Here is an 18,029-nt window from a genome sequence, read left to right as displayed (position 1 = left end):
CAAGGGGGATGCAGTGAAGCGGCACAAGTACCAATACGGCGAGGACGCCAGCCAATGGGGCGAGCTCTTCCTGCCGGAGCTGCCGGCCGGCGGTGAGCACCGCGGGGTGGTGGTGGTGATCCATGGCGGCTACTGGCGCTCGCAGTACGGCGCAGAGTTGGGGGAGCCCCTTGCCCGGGACCTGGCCGCCCATGGCATGGCCGCCTGGAACCTTGAATACCGCCGGGCCGGAAACGGCGGCGGCTGGCCAAACACTTTCATCGACGTGCTCGCCGGAATCGACAAACTCGGCGACCTCGCGGCCAGCCACGCCCTGAACCTTGGCTCGGTGGTGGCGCTGGGTCATTCGGCCGGCGGGCATCTGGCTGCCTGGGCTGCCGGCCGGGGCAAGCTCGCCCAGCTGGGTATGCCGGACGCCGACCGCCAGGTACCGCGCCGTGATGATGCGACGGCGGTGCACCTCACCGGCGTCGTCAGCCAGTCCGGCCTGCTCAACCTGGCCGATGCGGAGAAGCTGAACCTCAGCAATGGTGCGGTGAGCAACCTCCTGGGCGGATCGTCGTCGAAATATCCGCACCGCTATCGATTCGCGGACCCCATGACCGCCCTTCCGCTGGCTGTGCCCGTTGTCGCAGTCCATGGATCCGAGGACACCACCGTGCCGTTGGGCCAGTCCCAGTCCTATGTCAACGCCGGAACCACTGCACGCATGGACACCCGGCTGGTCAGGGTTCCCGGGGACCATTACGCTCTTATCGATCCCAAAACGCCTGGTTACCGGGCGTGCCGCGAGCTGGTTCGGTCCCTTTTGGGTTAGATCCGGCGCTCCTGGGTTAGATTGGGTGCCTCCGGGTTGGAACTGCTCAAAATAGGTTCCCCATATTTAGACATTGGACGTCCCATCTCCTGTACGCTTGAGATGTAGGACAAGTCGCGATCCCAAAACGCGGCAAGGAGGAGACCCACGTGGCCATCGCATCGCAAGAAGTATCGCCCGCCCGTTTCAGCGCGCAGCTCCGTTCGCATGCCCTGCAGACGCGGATCATGGACCTTATCCTGGACCGCGGCCTGGACGTCGGCGACGCCCTGCTCACCGAAAGCGAGCTCTCCGCCGAGCTCGGCGTGGGCCGCAACACTGTCCGCGAATCCCTGAAAGTGCTGCAGGCGCTGGGTGTCATCGAGATCCGGCACGGCTTTGGCATGTTCGTGGCCCCCAACAATTTCAGCGCCCTGGTGTCAGGCCTGACCTTCCGCGGCCGGCTGTCCCTGCGCCACAAGGGCGAAGAGGCCATGGAGCTCATCGATGTGCGCCAGGCCCTGGAGTCCGGGCTGATCGGACCGGCCATTGACCTGCTCACCGACGAGCACGTGGCTGACATGCGGTCCACCATGGAAGCCATGGAGGACGCGGCGAAGAAGGGGGAGCCGCTGTATGAGCACGACGCCGAATTCCACCGCCGCCTGTACGCACCCCTGAACAATGAGCTGCTCATCAACCTCATGGATGTGTTCTGGCAGGTTTACCGCAAGATCCACCTGGCCATCGGTCCCGGCCCGGTTAACCTTGAGCAGCAGACGCAGGACCACTGGGACATCTTCGAGGCCGTGGCCAACAAGGACAAGGCCCTTGCGTCCGAGCGCCTGCAGCGGCACTTTGACGGCATCCGCCTGAAACTCAAGGACGTCGCGGCCGCCTAGCCTGTTTTCCCTCCGCCTTTTTCTTCGCCGCCCGCGATCCGGGCGGATTTAGCCCTGCCCTTTTCGTAGAGAGTGCCCTTTGTCGTGGAAATTTTTGTTGTGCCTACCGCCTCAGCCACCGGTTCAGTAGCCGCCGGCATCCTCGCTGCCGTCATCCGCAGCAAGCCCGACGCCGTCCTGGGTGTGGCCACCGGCGGATCGCCGCTGCCCATCTACGCGGCGCTCGCCAACCACCAGCTCGACATGAACTCCGTCCGTGCCTTCGCCCTGGACGAGTACGTGGGCCTGCCCGCCGGACACCCCGAAAGCTACGCCGAGGTTGTCCGGCGCGAAGTGACTGAACGGCTGCACCTGGATCCCGCCAACGTAGCTGTGCCGGACGGAAGCGCCGCGGACCCCGAAGCCGCCGCCGCTGACTACGACGCCACCATTGCCGGCGTCGGCGGCATCGACGTGCAGATCCTCGGCATCGGCCACAACGGCCACCTGGCCTTCAACGAGCCTGGCTCTGCCCTGGACTCCCGGACCCGCGTGGAAGTCCTTACGGAACGCACCCGCGAGGCGAACGCCCGCTACTTCAGCACTCCGGAGGAGGTGCCGCTCCGCTGCATCACGCAGGGGCTGGGCACCATCCTGGAAGCCCGCCACCTCTTGCTGGTGGTCAACGGCGCGGACAAGGCCGGCATCCTGGCCGCCGCCCTCAACGGGCCCGTCACCGCTGACTGCCCCGGGTCTGTCCTGCAGCTGCACATGCACGTGACGGTGGTGGCTGACGAAGCCGCAGCCTCGCAGCTGGCGCAGGGGAGCGGGCAGGTCGCCGTGCGCGTGTCCGGGGCTGCCGCCAGCGTCTAAGCGCTGGCTGGGTGCCTGTACCTATGGGACTATCCCGCGGGTCCGAAGGACTGCGCGCAAGGTTCCCTTGTCAGCACGCGCTGATCAATTCAGCAGGGTCAGTTATGTATCTTCTGGTCGAGCTCGATCGAGCCAGTCGCCGAGCAATGCGGCAAGTAGTTCGGGCCGTTCGTGCACGAGTGCGTGGCCGGCGTCCTCGATGACAGCCAGGGTGGCGTGCGGGTAGCACTCGAGCAATTCGGCCGCGCCGGCAAACCCGACGACCGAATCCCGCCGTCCCGCCACGATCAGGGTCGGCGCAGGGAACGCGGTGGGTCCGACGTCGACTGTCCACCCGGCGAAGATGCGCCCCAGGGCAGCCTCGTCCACAAGCGCCGTACCCGGCGCAACGCGGTCGCGGTACCGCCGAGCCGTGGCCTGTGTGCGCACAACAAAGTAGTCCTCGAAGCCCGCCCGCTGTCCAGGTTCGAGTTCGTCGTACGCGTCGGCGTCCTGGCGGACCACGTTGTGGCCAGGCACGTTTCGGGACCGCTCGGCGGCGGGGCACAACAACGCCAGACCGAGCACGGTGTCTGGTCGCCGTGCGGCCACTCCACGAGCCAGGTAGGCGCCGTAAGAGTGCCCGAGCAGCATCACCGGTCCCGCGCCCAGGTGATCGATGAAATCGCAGAGCAGCGCCACCACATCGTCGTTGCAGGTCAGGCCGTCGGTCGTTGAGAGGCCCATCCCCGGCAGATCCGGATAGATCCGCCGGAATTGCGTGTCGGGAACGATAGCCTCGATCGCCGCCTCGATCTCGCGATGATCAACACCGGCGCCGTGCAACGCAACGAGCGGCACGCCGACGCCATGATCGACGTAATGGACCAGGACTTCGTTGATCCGGCACTCCATACCGACACCCTAATCCATGCCGGTGACGCGAACCGTGCGAGGAATCGTCGGGTGAGGATCCCTTTCACGCACTCGATCTGGTCGCTTCAGGGTTGCCCAACGGCACGTGCCATTTATCCCGGGCAAAACAACGCCAAATACCGCTGCGATTCACGTGTCGGGAATGCGTGACGGGCTAGAAAAGTGTGTCCCGCCAAAGGGGTACCCTCCCGGGCGAAACATCAGTACTAAGGGGGCGGTCATGGCCGGAGAGGATCCATCGAAGCCGACAGTGCGCTCGGTGCCGAAGCCGGGCAGCAGATCATTAGTTCCTTACAGCTAAACCCTTCCGAACCGTGACCATTACCTTTGACTCCTTAGCAGCAGACGAGATTCGATGAACGCTGAGGGATCCCTTACCGGGAGCGGGGAGGTTAGGCAGCTACACCCAGACCCAATCGCGCGAGACCGTCCGCAATGACGTCGGTAACTACCCGGGCGTACCGTCCGTCGGGGTCGAGGTCAGGGTCGAACACGGTCACTGACGCCCCGCAGGCCCATGGGGCGAGCTGAGCCAGAAGTTCCGTCAGTTCATTCGCGGCGAATCCTCCTGGGTCGGGGCTATCTACGGCTGGCATCACGCTGGGATCGAGTACGTCGACGTCAACCTGCAGCCAGTAGCCAGCGCCCGCAACTTCGAGGGCTGCAGCGGCAATGGCGTCCGGCGTCTGAGCAAGGGCTTCTTGAGCGGAGACGACGAGGCCCAGTTTCCGACGCGCTTCGGAAGCCTCTGCATCATCGTCTCGGTGCCCTATGTGGACGGTACGAGCAGGGGGGAAGTAGGGCCCGAATCCGTCCATATTCGCGATTGCTGGCCAGTGCAGGCCAACGGCAGCGGCAAGGTCTTCTCCGGCGACACTAGCGCATTCCTCGCTGTTGCCAGGGTGCCGAAAGTCAGTGTGGCCGTCTACGTGAACTAGGCCAGTCCGGCCGCGCCGCGAGAGAGCGAGGCCGATTCCGAGTAAGACGCTGCAATCTCCGCCGACCACCAACGGAGTGTTTCCCCCTTCGATAACACCCGCCAGACGATCGGCTAGGCGGTGGGCGTGCTCGGCCATCGCAGCCTCGTTGCGAACATGGCCAGCCGAACGAGTGGTGTCGTCGTCGACGTACCGACCCGGAAGGACTACGCCAGCATCAATCGCCCCCACCTGTGCGAGCCGCATGAATAGACCGGCTTCTCTTAGGGCCTCGGGTGCTTTGGCTGTGCCGGGCACACTGCCGCGTCCTGGAGGCCGCAGACCGAGGTTGCTTGGTGCAGACAGGATTGCTATCACGTTCCTAGCCTGCCAGAGCGACCTCCAGCCCCCGACTTCGGCGCGCAAAGGAAGGGATCGGTTCAGTCGAGTTCCGGTTCGCCGCTGGAGCTATTCGGTCCGCCTTGGTAGCTTCAACGCATGGCCATCAAACTTGAGAACGTCGGTATCGCCGTTCGAGACCTCGAAGCAACAATCGCCTTTTTCACCGACCTCGGGCTCACAGTCGTCGGCCGTGACACCGTCAGCGGCGAGTGGGCCGACACCGCCGTCGGGCTTGACGGCAACCACGCGAAAATTGCGATGCTCCAAACCCCGGATGGTCAGGGTCAACTGGAACTCTTCGAATACATCCACCCCGAAGCGATCGAGACGAACCCAACTCGTCCGAACGACATCGGCATGCACCGCGTGGCCTTCTCGGTTGACGACATCGACAAAGCCCTCGAGGTAGCTGCGAAGCACGGATGCCATCCGCTACGCGGCGTGGCGACCTACGGTGACGTTTACAAACTCACGTATCTCCGCGGACCCAGCGGAATCCTTGTAATGCTGGCCCAGGAACTGAAAAAAGACTGACACGCCCAACGGCCTGCCACCTGACTTGGCTTCACCGAAATATCGCCGAATCTGTCTGTGCCTCAACGAAGAGTCGAACAACTCGCTGAGCATCGACGGCGGATCCGCTAGCCATCTCGAAGAAGTACTCACACTGCCATTGCTGGGACTTTTTCGCCTGCCGATTCGTTGTGGCTGACCACGGCGGATAGACGCGAAACCCTCGCTTGCCTCCGGCGCCCCCCACAGACACGACGCCATGCTTGACCAGCGCCGCCTTCGGAAACGCGAATGCCCCGAACCGTGAATCCTCCCGCACGCAGACCACCAGCACATCGATGCGCTCCTCCGCAGGCAGAGGTTCGGTCGACCCGCCGGGAGAGCGCCGCCACACCGTCACGAACAATCCCACCTTCGTCGGGGTGAGCTTGCCGACCCGGAACCGAACCGGTGACCGGCCGATTTCCGAGACCGCGGCACCATACTCATGGTTGTCGGCCTCGACTATGGCGGGCGAACAGGCGAGGGCAAGGCCGCCGAGAACCCCCAACACCAGGGCGACATCCGGATGGACCTGAACAGCAGACATAACACTCCCACGAAACGAATCCCCGACGGCAACGACGGGCAGTGAACGAAGAGCTCCACGCTCACCACCCCGACACTATCCGCACGTCACCGTCTTCCAGAACAAGGAATATGCAGCGGGCGGCGGTCCAGGTCACCGCCTTCAGGCAGGCGAATTGCCTACAAGCCGCCTGGGTGCCGGGTCAGTCCATGGGGGAAACACGGATGAGGTTTCCGTCAGGATCGGCAATCACGAAGGTGCGTCCGAAGACGTCGTCATGCGGCTCTTCGATCACAGTGACACCCTTGGCCGTCCAACTTGTGTAGCAGTCGTCCACCGCCACGGCTGAACCTGGCAGCATGAGCCCGATCTCGCTGGTACGGGGAGTAGACGCTGTGACAGTGTCACCGCGACCGGACCACAAGGCGAATAGCACTCCCTGGGCGACCTCGAAGGGGACATACCGCGGTGTCACGGCGACGGGCTCCATCTCGAATAGGTCGGTGTAGAAGCGCCTGGCGCGCTCGATGTCCGTGACGTAGATAAGGAAGAGGTTCGGTGTTGTCATGGGAAGGCTCCTTCATTGAGGTTTTCTGACCAGAGCCAGCCTGCCAGCAATACATGACATCTCATGTCCGGTATTGGTCGATAATGATGAAGTGAAGTCCCGGCGCCTGCTCTCGATGATGTTGCTGCTCCAGACGCGCCACAGAATGACCGCCGCTGACTTGGCTGGCGAGTTGGACGTATCGGTGCGGACGGTTCTTCGGGACGTGACCGCCCTGGCAGATGCCGACGTGCCAGTATTCGCTGAACGCGGCCGGTATGGCGGCATCGTCCTGCTGCCCGGGTCGCAACTTGATGTGTCCAAACTCAGCCCGACCGAGATCGATGTGTTGAAACTGCTGGGCCTGGATCCCGGGCAGGCACGTCAGCTGGGCATCGAAGCGCCAACGCGCACCGCCCACAGGAAGCTCGCTTCGCGCCGTTCCGTGGCCGGCGGCTCCCTATTGCCGCTGTCCGAGCTGGTCGTCGTCGATAACCTGCCTTGGTTCACCGTCGAGATTCACGGTGCCGGCGTCGCCGATCTTGGCAAAGATCTGCAGACTGGCCGGCGATTGCGGATACTTTACCGGAGCAGCGTAGAGCAGAGCGCCTCATGGCGCACAGTTGACCCCTACGGTCTCCTGGCGAAGGCGGGCCGTTGGTACTTGGTGGCAGACATCAACGGGAGCCCGAGGTTATATTCGCTGGAAAGAATCCAGGGCTGGGAGGTCTTGCCAGCAGGCCGATCCCTGCGCCAAGGGGAGTCGCTGGCCGGTGTGAGCCGGCATCTCAGCGCATCCGTCGAGAAACGCAACGGCATCACCGTCGTTGCAACGCTTGCCGCCGATAGGCTCGACCTCGCACGCCGCATCTTGGGCTCACGCCTCACCATCAGCAAACCGCTGGACGCTGGCCGGGTTGAGATCACCGTGGTCTACGACGAAGTGGCGGCCGTGCGTCAATTGCTGCAATTCGGCGCCCACCTGCGTGTGACAACGCCGGCAGAGGCGCAAGCCGTTATGCGGGACGCTGCTGCGGCTACGGCAGCTCTGTACCAATGTTGAGGAATGAGCTTGTCGCCCCAGACGGCCCGAAGGGCACATAGGCCTGATCAGGCCGCGGCCTGCGGCAGCACCAGCAGATAGCCGGCCGGCAGGTCGCTGCTCCAGCGACGCGGCTCGCGGACCACGAACTGCGTCGCCAGCTGCTCGGGCGTGAGCAGGCTGTTGGGGGCGGGCGACGGACCCCACTGCCCGCTGCCGTGCGGGTAGAGCGGATCCTGGACATGGACGCCGGTGACAGAGAACTCTTGGAACTGGCCGGGATCGCCGAGCGACTCGAACCCGCTCATCACCCAGGCGTGGCGACCACTCCACATGACCAGCCCGACCGGCCGGTCTGTGTCGGCGATGGCTCGCGCCGCGGTTTGCAGGGCGTCCTCGTAGTTGGCGATGCTGACGACGGCGTATGGCCCCATCCCCGCTTCAGTCAGCACTTCCGCCCAACCGAACGGGTTGGCGCCGTTGAACGAGTTGGACGAGTGTGCCCTGGCCATCTCCCACAGGTCGCCCTGCTGAGCGCGATCGGCCCACGTGCCGCCACCGGTGACGTCGATGAGGTTGTGCGCCATCTGGATGCTCGCCGCAACACACCAGTCAAAGGTGTACTGCGGCACGAAGTCCCCCTCCTGATAGAGGTTGAGGGCGAACGCCTGGGCGACCGGGGTTGCCGTTGGCACCGGCACCGGCACCGGCGCCGGGGTCGGAGTCGGCAGGGGGGTCGGAGCCCAGCGCGGGGCAGGGGTGACGGCGTCTGCGGCTGGCCGGGCGGAGGAGGTCGCGAACGATCGATCCGTGGCGGCGTCGTCGATGTCGACCGCGGGAGTGCAGCCCGCGAGGAGCATCGTCAGGGCGACGAGCCAAGCCAGAAGACGGGCAGGGGCACCGGTCATGATCAAAAGTCTAGCGCGATGCGGCAGGACCGCGTCGGACAGAAGCATGGCGGCCCAGCTTCCGGGCTAGGTGGCTTGAGGACCCGCAGACTCTCCAGATATTGCCGCGCCGCCGGGAGCCGTCGCCGGTGCCCCTGTGCGGATGATCCACCATCCCAGCGTTGCCATGACCAGGCCGATGGGGATCCCGTAGGGCGGCAGCCCGGCGTTGTAGCCAAGGAGCCCTGCGACAACGAACAGCAGGCCAATCCACGCGGGAAACATGTGTGAACGCCACCCGGCGATGCCAAAGATTATCCAACCGACGGCGAAGAGCACGTAGCTGGAGAACCCGCCGATCACCAGCATTCCAGACCCGCCGGCAAGGATCGCGCCGGGGGCGGCATCGGCGATCCAGGGCCCGGCGAAGCCGTCAAACCACATGTTGCCGGCCATGTCCAGGGTGCCCACGAGGGCGAAGCAGAATCCCAGTGCTCCCAGTCCTCGCGCCCGGCCACCGAGCCTGAAGTAGACAGACACCAGGGCGAGGACAAGCCCGATGAACACCACCCAGTACAGCGCGTTGGCGACAATGAAGGGCGTCTGCCTCATCATCTCGATGCGCTCAAGACTCCGGTCGGCCGTGAGCAGCCGGGCCACGTCCACAGCAGCGAAGACGACGCCGGACACCAGGGCGATCGGGCCGGCAGCTTTAACTAGCGGTGAGGTCATTACTTCCTCCTGAGAGAGAAACGCCCGACGGCGGTGGCCGGGCGGGGTGCCTTGCGCCAGGCCCGGTGGTCCAGCGCCAGAGTGGCCAGAACCGCGAGAACGACGACCACGAAGTAGATCAGCTCCGCGCGCCCGGCGTCGGCGCCGGTGAAGCCAAAGGAACCCATCGTGAAGGTGCCCTGGCTGTTGTGGAACAGGAGCGTCAGCAGGACGCTGCCGCCTGTGCGGTTGAAAAGCCACACGTAGAGGAAGGTGATGGCGAACGTCGTCGGGAGGCCGATCATGCTTAGCCCGCCAAAGAGGACCAGCGGCAGGTGCCACAGGGCCACCAGGACGCCGAGAATGGCTGCGGACAGCAGCGGGGGACGGGACGCCTGAAGCAGCGGGAGGGCGTAGCCGCGGAACCCGGGTTCTTCGCCCAGTGGTCCGTCCATCGGATTGACCAGCCGGACGGCGAAGACGGTCAGCAGCCCGCTCCACGTCAGCTGCGCGAGGCCCGGAGCGGGGGCCCCGAATGCCATGGTGATGAGCCCCGTGACGAGGACAAGGACGGCGGGGAGGAGAAGCGCGACGGCGTACCAGACCCACCCAACGCGCCACCGGATGAGTCGCCGGCCCCAGTCGCGGAAGCCAGGGCGGCCTTCGGCCAGGGCGATGACGATGATTGCCGCAGCCAGCGGCCCTACCGGCAGGAATTCCATGCGCGGAATCAGCCCTGACGCGTAGGCGGGCCACGATGCCCAGGAAATCGCGTAGGTCAGGACAAAGAATGCCAAAAGCCTGTGGTGTTTTAGCCAGCCAGTGGAACGGCGCATGAAGGTTCCAAACAGTCACTGCAAGGTGCTCCCATTGTCCGCCCCTGCACGCGTGCGCGCCAGAGCTGGGCGGCGGCCTTTCAGGGCAGCCCAGAGCCCGCGCTAAACTCCGACGGCGGGACGCCCCAGGGTGCGGCCCTCGCGCAGGACCATGACCAGGCGGAAGTTCCGGTCCACCACAACGACGTCGGCCCGCAGGCCCGCGCGGAGGCTTCCGATTTCCTGCTCCTGGCCGATGATGGCTGCCGGAACTGCGGTGGCTGACAAAACAGCTGCGGCCGGCTCCACTCCGGTGCCTATGGTTCGCCGCACAACGTCCAGAAGTGTGGCCGTCCCGCCGGCGAGCGTGCCGTTGCTGAGCCGCGCCACGGCACCGCTGACAGAGACGGCGGCGGGGCCAAGTTCGTAGTCGCCGTCCGGTAGCCCGGTGGCAGCCATGGAGTCGGTCACCAGCACCACATTTTGCGCCCCCACGAGGTCGAAGACCATCCGGACCGTTTCGGGGTCCAGGTGCGCGCCGTCGGCGATGAGTTCCACGGCAATCGTGCCGGCCCCGGCCAGCCGCAGGCACGCGGCGACGGGTCCGGGGCTGCGGTGGTGCAGCGGCGGCATGCCGTTAAAGAGGTGGGTGACGGTGGGGCGCGATACGGTACCCAGGCCGGAGGCCGCCAGCAGCTCCGCCGCCTCGGCGAGGGAGGCCGCCGTCGTCCGCGCGTCCGCGTCAGTGTGGCCCAACGACGGCGTGACGCCGTGTTCGGCGAGCGTACGCACCACGGCGTCGGCGCCGGGCAGTTCGGGCGCGTACGTCATGGTCCGCAGGTGGCCGCCGGCCGCGGCCAGCAGCTCGCCCAGGAGGTTGAGGTCCGGCTCGCGCAGGAACCGCGGATCCTGGGCGCCGCAGCGCGCGTGGGACAGGAACGGCCCCTCCGAGTGGATGCCCGCAATGAGTCCTTCGTCGGCGAGCTGCCGCAGGGTTGCCAGGCCGCGCATCAGGTCATCGCGGGATGCCGTGACCATGCTTGCCAGCAGCGTGGTGCTGCCGCTGCGGTGCAGGAAGTCCACGGCGGTCCTGGCAGCCTCGTTGTCGCCGCTGGGGAAGTCGCCGCCCACGGCCCCATGGCAGTGCAGGTCCACGAGGCCGGGCAGAATCATGCTTCCCGGCGGCAGTTCGAGTTCTTCAAGGCCGGTGAGCGCCGCCTCAGCCAGGCCAGCGCGGGGCCCCACATACGCGATGCGGCCGTGCGCGACGGCAACCACGGCGTCATCCTGGACCGAACCGTCGGTCAGGACCGTGCCGGCCAGCAGGTAGTTCCCGGGCTCAGCGGGAGTGGGTTGTGTTCGTTCCGGCTGTGCTCGTTCCGGCTGTGTTTGTTCCGGCGGCGGGTTCACTTCAGGGCCTCGGCGAACCAGCCGGTGATGGTGGCCGGGTGCGTGATCGCGGTACCGACGACGACGGCGAACGCGCCGGCGTCGAGGCATTGCCGGGCCTGGGCGGGGGAGTGGAGGCGGCCTTCGGCGATAAGCGGCACGCCGAAGCCGGCGGCGGCGATCTGCTCCAGCAGTTCCAGGTCGGGGCCTTGCGTCTTGGGGCGCTCGCCGGAGTAGCCGGACAGCGTGGTGCCGATCAGGTCGGCTCCGGCCTCGACAGCCGCGGCAGCGTCGCCGAAAGAGCCGCAGTCCGCCATGACCAGCGCGTGGGAATCTTGGTGGATGCCCGCCGTCGTCTGGGCCAGAGTCAGGCCATCCGGACGTGCCCGGCGCGTACCGTCGATGGCCACAACATGGGCGCCCGCATTGGCCACCGCCAAAGCGTGACGGAGCGTGGGAGTGATGAAGACGCCGTCGTGCCCGTCCTTCCAGAGCCCGATCACCGGAACCTCCACGGCTGCACGCGTGAACTGGACATCGGCGAGCCCCTGGACGCGGACAGCAGCGGCGCCGCCGATCACTGCCGAAGCGGCAAACTGCGCCGTGGTGCGCGGGTCCCGCAGGGGCTCTCCCGGATACGCCTGGCAGGACACGATGAGTTGTCCGCGCAGGGCTTCGAGGGCTTCGGGGGTCAGAATCACTGTCGGTTCCTCTGGAAGATTGGCGGAGCTGGCTGAAGATCGGGGGTGGAGCGAAGTAGTCAGGCGTAGTGTTTTGGACGACGGTGTCAGGACGAAGCGGTTAGTACCAGGCGCGCGGCGCCCACCATTGCTGCTGCGTTGCCGAGTTTAGCGGGCAGGACGGGAAGGCCGAGCAGCGCCGGCAGGAGTTCGGCGCGCAGGGCGCGTTCCATGGGGCTCCACCATGGGGCGCCGGCGTCGGAGAGCCCGCCGGAAACCACCACCACTTCGGGGTCCAGGATGTTGGCGAGTCCGCCCACTGCCTGGCCGGCCGCGGCAGCGCCCATGCCCACAGCCTTGATGGCGATGGCATCGCTGGCGCTGGCGAGGGCAAAAACACCGCGGGCGTCCAGCACCGGCTGGTTGCCGCCCAGACGCACGTACGCCTCGCGGATGGCGGGCCCGGAAGCGATGGCCTCAACGTGCCCGGCGCCGCCGCAGACGCACGGTACCGGCTGGCCCGCGTGGAATGCGTACGGGGAGGCGAAGTGGCCAACGTGTCCGCCCGCGTAGCGGTGACCCAGGACCGGGTGCCCGGCCAGCACAAAACTGCCGCCGACGCCGGTGCCGAAGGCCACCAGGAGCGAACTTGCGGTTCCTGCGGCGGAACCCGTCCACGACTCGCCCAGGGCGTGCGCGTGGACATCGTTCACTGCCTGCACAGCCTCCGGCGCCAGGCCAAGCCGGACGGCCAACCCTGCGGTCAGCTTGGTCCCGGCCCACCCAAGGACGGCATCGGTAGCGGACACCACCACCCCGTGAGCGGCGTCAATGACCCCGGCAGAACCAACCCCGACGCCCACCACATCCAGGCCCTCTGCCTGAGCCCGCGAGATGAGTGAAGAAACCAGCGCCGCCGTAGCGTCCAGGATCGCGCCGCCACCGTCCCGGTTCAGCGTAGGTATGGTCTCCGAAAACAAAACCTCCCCGTCCGCGGAAACAACCCCGGCAGCAGTCTTAGTACCCCCAAGGTCAACACCGATCGCGTACATCATTCTCTTCCTAACAGGGATTTCGACAGGCTCAATCACCGGTGTGGTTATGCAGGCGGCCGCCGGCCGCGAAGACTACACTAGGCCGTTGCGTTCCAGGATGACGCGGATTGCCTTGGTCTCGTCCTCGTCCAGGGAGAGCATGGGGGCGCTCATGACGTTGGTCTTGATGACGCCCATGAGCTGCAGGGCGGTCTTGAAGGCGCCCAGGCCCGCGGCGTTGCCGGACATGCGGCCGGCCTTGGGGGTGTAGACGATTTCGAAGACGTCGGCCAGGCGGTCCTGCTCGGCAGCAGCGCCGGCCCAGTCGCCGGCAACGGCGGCGTCGTAGAGGCGCTTGTAGCCGGCCGGGTCAACGTTGCCCAGGCCCGGAACAACACCCTGCGCGCCGCCCAGGAGGGCGCCGTCCACAACCACTTCGTGGCCGGTGAAGATGTCGAAGTTGGGGATGTCCTTGGCTGCGATGAGCAGCTGTCGGAAGGAGACGTCGTCGCCGGAGGAGTCCTTCACGCCGGCTATGACGCCATCGCGGCCCAGCTCGACCAGAAGGTCGGTGGGCAGCTTGAAGTGGGTGCGCACCGGCACGTCGTAGGCGAAGACGGGAACGTCGACGGCGGCGGCGATGGAGCGGAAATGTGTGTTGTTCTCCTGGGCGTTGGAGATGGCGTAGTACAGGCTGGTGGCCACGATCGAGTCGGCACCCAGTGCGATGACGCGTTTGGCTTCTTCAATGACGCGGTTGGTGGTCTGCTCTACGGCGCCCACGATCACCGGCACCTGGCCGGCGTTCACGCCTGCCACGGTCTGCACAACGAGATCGCGCTCGGTGTTGGTCATGTGGGTGACCTCGCCGGAGGAACCCAGCACAAACAGGCCGCTGACGCCGCCGTCGAGCAGGTGCTTGGTGACGTTTTCCAGCGACGGCACGTCGATGGCGCCTTCGGCGGTGCGGGGGGTTACGACGGGCGGGATGACGCCCTGGAAGCGGGACGCGACAGTAGTCACAGTGTTCTCCAAATATTGGTGGTTAGACGAAACTTCTTGGGGGAAAGCTAGATGTGGAGCAGGCTCGGGGCAGCGCCCAGGAGCTTCTTGGTGTAGTCGTTGGTGGGGCTGTCGAAGACCTGGCTGGCGGTGCCCTGCTCGACGATCTTGCCGAAGTACATAACGCAGATGCGGTCCGAGACGTAGCGGACGGTCTGGATGTCATGCGAGATGAACACCATGCCGAGGTTCAACTGGGTTTTCAGGTCCGAGAGCAGGTTCAGCACCTGGGCGCGGACGGAAACGTCCAGGGCGGACGTCGGCTCGTCCGCCACGATGATGTCCGGGTCCAGGGCCAGGGCGCGGGCGATCGCCACACGCTGGCGCTGGCCACCGGAAACCTGCGACGGCGTGACCTCGGCCGCGGACTGCGGCAGGCCAACCAGGACCAGCAGTTCCTTGACCTTGGCCGCACGCGTGGCTGCGGTGCCGATGCCGTGGATCTGCAACGGGTCGGTGAGGATGTCCTGGACGGTCATGCGCGGGTTCAGCGCCGTGGCCGGGTCCTGGAAGACCACGGACACAGAGCGGCCGAATTCCTTGCGCATCTGCGCATTGCGCTTGATGGCGGGCTTGCCGTGGAACCGGACCTCGCCCGACGTCGGCGTCTGCAGTCCCACGAGCACGGACGCGAGGGTGGACTTGCCGCAGCCGGACTCACCCACGATGCCCACGGTTTCGCCGCGGCTGATGCTGAAGTCGACGCCGTCGACCGCTTTGACGATGTTGGGGCGGAAGAGACCGCCGCCACGTGCGTGGTGGTGGACCTTGACGTCCTTGAGCTCGATGACCGGTTTGCCGGTTGAAACGCTCACTTTGCATCCTCCTTCAGGTGGCTCGCCCAGTAGTGGTCAGTGTTGTCGCCCGCGGCGGATCCGCCGTTGGCAGCTCCGACTGATGTCAGGACCAGCTGCTGGTCGGGGTCGGCGTCGGACCGCAGGGAACGCGGGGCGAAGCGGTCTCCCGGGGCGAAGTCGCGCGGGGACGGGACGGTGCCGGGGATCTGGTGCAGGCGGACGGCGTCGGCCTCGATGGAGAGGACAGCGCCGAGCAGGCCGCGGGTGTACTCGTGCTTGGGGTTCTGCAGCAGCTCCGAAGCCTGCGCGGATTCCACCACCTGGCCGGCGTACATCACCGTGATGCGGTGGGCCAGGGAGGCCACCAGGGCGAGGTCGTGGCTGACGAAGACCATGGCGAAACCGAGCTGTTCGCGCAGTTCGTTGAGCAGGTCCACTACCTGTTTCTGGACCGTGACGTCCAGGGCGGTGGTGGGCTCATCGGCAACCACGATCTTCGGCGAACGGGACAGGGCCATGGCGATCAGTACGCGCTGGCGCTGGCCGCCGGAGAGCTCGTGCGGGTAGCTGGCGAGCGTCCGGACGGGATCGAGCTTGACCAGTTCCAGCAGCTCGGTGGGGGTCTTGCGGCCGCCGCGCCTGGTCAGCTGCTCCATCTGGTCCTTGATCTTCATGGACGGGTTCAGGGAGCTCAGGGCGTCCTGGTAGACCATGGCGATCTGCTCGCCGCGCAGGCCCTCGTAGGCCTTGATGCTGCTGTGGCTGGTGGCCGGATCCAGCAGTTCCTTACCGTCGAACTTGATGGAACCGGTGACCTGCGCTGTCTTGGGCAGCAGGCCCATGACCGCGAGTGACGTGATGGACTTGCCGCAGCCGGATTCGCCCACCAGGCCCATGGTTTCGCCTTCGCGGACCGTGAAGGAGACGTTATCCACAATGGCGGTGTCGCCGAAGCGGCCCGGGAAGCGGATGGACAGGTTCCTGACCTCCAGTACGTTGCGGGCGCCGGCCGGTACCTGGGGAAGGCGGTCGGTGCGCTGGGCCTCGATGGCGGAGAGCAGTTCCAGTTCCTTGTCCAGCAGCAGGTGCGGGTTCGCCGCGGCCAGCTTCGGATCGGTGAGGATGGCTGCCTCGTTGTAGTGCTCCTCGGTGAGGACATCACCGAAAGCGGCGCGCACGCCGTCGAGCTCGTGCGTTTCCACCACCGATGGCTGGGCCACGGAGGTGCCGATCTGGGTGTCGACGCCGGCACCCACCGAAGCGCCGGCAACAGCAGCTGCCGAACCGTCGTCGTCCTTTACTACAGGTGCCTTGCGCAGTTTCGGGTTCACCATGGCATCGGTGAGGCCCTCGGCGAGGATGTTCAGGGACAGAACGGTGAGCAGGATGGTCACACCGGCGAAGGTGGTGGCCCACCAGCCGCCGGACAGGACCAGGTTGCGGCCGTAGGAGATCACGTTGCCCCACGACGGCGCGGGGTCCTGGACGCCGGCACCGAGGAAGGACAGTGAGGCTTCGAGGATGATGGCGTCGGCCACCATGACCGTGGCGAACACCAGCACGGGGGCGGCGGTGTTGCGGACGATGTGCTTGAGCAGGATGTAGAAGCGGCCTGCGCCGATCACACGCTCGGCACGGACGTAGTCTTCGCCGTACTGGGAGAGCACGTTGGCGCGGACCACGCGGGCCAGCTGCGGTGTGTAGATGATGGCGATCGCGATGATGATGGTGGGAACAGAGTTGCCGAACGCGGCCAGCAGCACTGCGGCCAGGGCGATGCCGGGGAACGCCATGAGGATGTCCATGAGGCGCATGATCAGTTCGTTGACGGCCTTGCTGGACGTCGCGGCGAAGGAGCCCAGCAGGGCGCCCGCCAGGATGGCCAGGATGACGGCGCCGAGGCCGATCATCAGCGAGGACTGGGCGCCGAAGAGCAGGCGGGAGAAGATGTCGCGGCCCAGCCGGTCGGTGCCGAAGAAGTGCTCGGCGCCTGGCGGGGTGGCGGGGATGAAGGTCTCCAGCGGATCGTGCGGCGCAATGACCGGCGCGAACACGGCGGAGAGGACGATCACGATGAGGAAGAGGAGGGCGATGCGGGAGCCCCAAGGCAGCGCCCTGAAACGGAGGCCCGGGGCACTCAGCCGTTCAGCAAGCTTGCTACGCATGAGCTATACCGTCCTGATTCGGGGGTTGATGAGCAGGTACAGGAGGTCCACCACGATGTTCACCAGAACGAAGGTGACCGAGATGGTGAGCACCACGCCCTGGACCAGGTTGACGTCCAGGTTAGTGATGCCGTTGAGGATCAGCTGGCCCATGCCGGGCAGGGCGAAGATCATTTCAATCACGACGGCGCCGCCGAGCAGGTAGCCCACGCGCAGTCCCAGCACGGTCACCGGAGTCACCAGTGCGTTGCGCAGGACGTTCCTGGACACCACTTCGCGGTAGGGGACGCCGTTGCCGATGGCGGTGCGGACGTAGTCGCGGTCCAGCTCCTCCACCATCGAGGTGCGGACCACGCGGATCAGTGACGCGGACACCGGGATGCCGAGGGCCAGGGCCGGGAGGGCCATGGAGTTGAGCCAGCCGCCGAAGCCGGATTCCGGCGTCGCGATTCCCCCGGAGGGGAACAGGGGGCTGGCGCCGAGCGCGAACCACTGGATCAGGAGGATGCCGAGCCAGAACGACGGCGTGGCGATCGCGGCGATCGAGAAAACGCGGACCAGCTGGTCCTGCCATTTGTCCCGGTAGAGGGCGCCGAGGATGCCGAAGGTCAGGGACAGGACGATGGCGATCAGCACGCCCAGGAAGGTCAGCTGCAGCGTCAGCGGGAACGCGGAGCCGATCATGGAGGCCACCGACTTCGCCGGCGGGGTGGTGACGCCGAGGTCCAGCTGCAGCAGCTTGCCGAGGAAGCCGAAGTACTGGATGACCAGCGGATCGTTCAGGCCGTTCTCCTGGCGGTACTGCTGCTTCGCTTCTTCGCTGGCGCCGTCGCCGAGGGCGGAGCTTGCCTGGTCGCCGGGAGCGGCCTGCAGGACAAGGAAGACGAGCAGGGTGATGCCCAGGATCATCAATGGCAGTGCTGCGAGTCTGCGGCCTAGCAGACGCAATATCGTGACCAATTTGTTCTCCGGTGTGTTTGGGTGCTGCAGTTCAAAATGGTGCGAGGCCCGCTCTGCGTGCTCCCGGGGGGATGA

Annotated in this window: 19 protein-coding genes; 5 read left to right on the top strand and 14 right to left on the bottom strand. The window is 66.0% G+C overall.

Annotation, left to right across the window (positions count from 1 at the left end):
* Window positions 1-13 precede the first annotated feature (13 nt).
* From ACZY1F_RS15795 to ACZY1F_RS15785, 3 genes are all read left to right on the top strand, one after another.
* Entirely contained in the window at window positions 14-817 is an 804-nt protein-coding gene (locus tag ACZY1F_RS15795; protein WP_463942988.1) for an alpha/beta hydrolase, read from the top strand.
* 155 nt (window positions 818-972) lie between these two features.
* Window positions 973-1,698 carry a FadR/GntR family transcriptional regulator gene (locus ACZY1F_RS15790; RefSeq protein ID WP_463942986.1) on the top strand — a complete coding sequence of 242 codons (726 nt, stop codon included), beginning with the start codon at window positions 973-975 and terminating at the stop codon, window positions 1,696-1,698.
* Window positions 1,699-1,782: 84 nt separating this feature from the next.
* Window positions 1,783-2,550, top strand: a complete 768-nt coding sequence (locus tag ACZY1F_RS15785) for a glucosamine-6-phosphate deaminase (protein WP_463942890.1) — start codon at window positions 1,783-1,785, stop codon at window positions 2,548-2,550.
* Window positions 2,551-2,652: 102 nt separating this feature from the next.
* On the opposite strand, the gene ACZY1F_RS15780 is transcribed toward ACZY1F_RS15785, so the two are convergent.
* Both ACZY1F_RS15780 and ACZY1F_RS15775 read right to left on the bottom strand, forming a co-directional pair.
* Window positions 2,653-3,444 (bottom strand): alpha/beta fold hydrolase, encoded by a 792-nt coding sequence (locus tag ACZY1F_RS15780; RefSeq protein ID WP_463942888.1) that lies wholly within the window; start codon window positions 3,442-3,444, stop codon window positions 2,653-2,655.
* Window positions 3,445-3,857: 413 nt separating this feature from the next.
* Complete coding sequence (locus ACZY1F_RS15775; RefSeq protein ID WP_463942886.1) at window positions 3,858-4,700, bottom strand: arginase family protein; 843 nt, start codon at window positions 4,698-4,700, stop codon at window positions 3,858-3,860.
* A gap of 180 nt (window positions 4,701-4,880) precedes the next feature.
* On the opposite strand from ACZY1F_RS15775, the gene ACZY1F_RS15770 reads away from it, so the two are divergent.
* Complete coding sequence (locus tag ACZY1F_RS15770; RefSeq protein ID WP_463942884.1) at window positions 4,881-5,318, top strand: VOC family protein; 438 nt, start codon at window positions 4,881-4,883, stop codon at window positions 5,316-5,318.
* Between the two features lie 31 nt (window positions 5,319-5,349).
* Here the strand turns inward: ACZY1F_RS15770 and ACZY1F_RS15765 are convergent, their stop codons facing one another.
* Both ACZY1F_RS15765 and ACZY1F_RS15760 read right to left on the bottom strand, forming a co-directional pair.
* Window positions 5,350-5,886, bottom strand: a complete 537-nt coding sequence (locus tag ACZY1F_RS15765) for a MepB family protein (protein WP_463942883.1) — start codon at window positions 5,884-5,886, stop codon at window positions 5,350-5,352.
* Window positions 5,887-6,067: 181 nt separating this feature from the next.
* The gene (locus ACZY1F_RS15760) at window positions 6,068-6,433 is read right to left on the bottom strand and encodes a VOC family protein (protein WP_463942882.1); all 366 of its coding nucleotides are present in this window, start codon (window positions 6,431-6,433) and stop codon (window positions 6,068-6,070) included.
* A gap of 91 nt (window positions 6,434-6,524) precedes the next feature.
* On the opposite strand from ACZY1F_RS15760, the gene ACZY1F_RS15755 reads away from it, so the two are divergent.
* Complete coding sequence (locus ACZY1F_RS15755) at window positions 6,525-7,475, top strand: helix-turn-helix transcriptional regulator (protein WP_463942880.1); 951 nt, start codon at window positions 6,525-6,527, stop codon at window positions 7,473-7,475.
* Between the two features lie 47 nt (window positions 7,476-7,522).
* Here ACZY1F_RS15755 and ACZY1F_RS15750 read toward each other — a convergent pair whose 3' ends face one another.
* The 10 genes from ACZY1F_RS15750 to ACZY1F_RS15705 form a co-directional block, all read right to left on the bottom strand.
* Entirely contained in the window at window positions 7,523-8,362 is an 840-nt protein-coding gene (locus tag ACZY1F_RS15750; RefSeq protein WP_463942878.1) for a hypothetical protein, read from the bottom strand.
* 66 nt (window positions 8,363-8,428) lie between these two features.
* Window positions 8,429-9,073, bottom strand: a complete 645-nt coding sequence (locus tag ACZY1F_RS15745; RefSeq protein ID WP_463942876.1) for a hypothetical protein — start codon at window positions 9,071-9,073, stop codon at window positions 8,429-8,431.
* A complete protein-coding gene (locus ACZY1F_RS15740; protein ID WP_463942874.1) occupies window positions 9,073-9,888 on the bottom strand; it encodes a CPBP family intramembrane glutamic endopeptidase in 816 nt (271 codons plus the stop codon). The genes ACZY1F_RS15745 and ACZY1F_RS15740 overlap by 1 nt, the downstream gene beginning before the upstream one ends.
* 102 nt (window positions 9,889-9,990) lie before the next feature.
* Entirely contained in the window at window positions 9,991-11,277 is a 1,287-nt protein-coding gene (gene nagA / locus ACZY1F_RS15735) for an N-acetylglucosamine-6-phosphate deacetylase (protein ID WP_463942872.1), read from the bottom strand.
* The gene (locus tag ACZY1F_RS15730) at window positions 11,274-11,957 is read right to left on the bottom strand and encodes an N-acetylmannosamine-6-phosphate 2-epimerase (protein WP_463942870.1); all 684 of its coding nucleotides are present in this window, start codon (window positions 11,955-11,957) and stop codon (window positions 11,274-11,276) included. Before ACZY1F_RS15730 ends, nagA begins: the two co-directional genes overlap by 4 nt.
* An 86-nt stretch (window positions 11,958-12,043) precedes the next feature.
* Entirely contained in the window at window positions 12,044-12,991 is a 948-nt protein-coding gene (locus ACZY1F_RS15725; RefSeq protein ID WP_463942868.1) for an ROK family protein, read from the bottom strand.
* A gap of 72 nt (window positions 12,992-13,063) precedes the next feature.
* Window positions 13,064-13,993, bottom strand: coding sequence for a dihydrodipicolinate synthase family protein (locus ACZY1F_RS15720; protein WP_463942866.1), 930 nt, complete (start codon window positions 13,991-13,993; stop codon window positions 13,064-13,066).
* A 47-nt stretch (window positions 13,994-14,040) separates the two neighbouring features.
* Window positions 14,041-14,847 (bottom strand): ATP-binding cassette domain-containing protein, encoded by an 807-nt coding sequence (locus tag ACZY1F_RS15715; RefSeq protein ID WP_463942864.1) that lies wholly within the window; start codon window positions 14,845-14,847, stop codon window positions 14,041-14,043.
* Window positions 14,844-16,994, bottom strand: a complete 2,151-nt coding sequence (locus ACZY1F_RS15710) for a dipeptide/oligopeptide/nickel ABC transporter permease/ATP-binding protein (protein ID WP_463942862.1) — start codon at window positions 16,992-16,994, stop codon at window positions 14,844-14,846. Before ACZY1F_RS15710 ends, ACZY1F_RS15715 begins: the two co-directional genes overlap by 4 nt.
* 3 nt (window positions 16,995-16,997) lie before the next feature.
* The gene (locus ACZY1F_RS15705) at window positions 16,998-17,954 is read right to left on the bottom strand and encodes an ABC transporter permease (RefSeq protein WP_463942861.1); all 957 of its coding nucleotides are present in this window, start codon (window positions 17,952-17,954) and stop codon (window positions 16,998-17,000) included.
* Window positions 17,955-18,029 lie beyond the last annotated feature (75 nt).

The organism is Pseudarthrobacter xylosi (assembly GCF_055412765.1).
The sequence above is the reverse complement of the archived record's forward strand: the minus strand, read 5'-3'. Positions and strand labels throughout refer to the sequence as shown.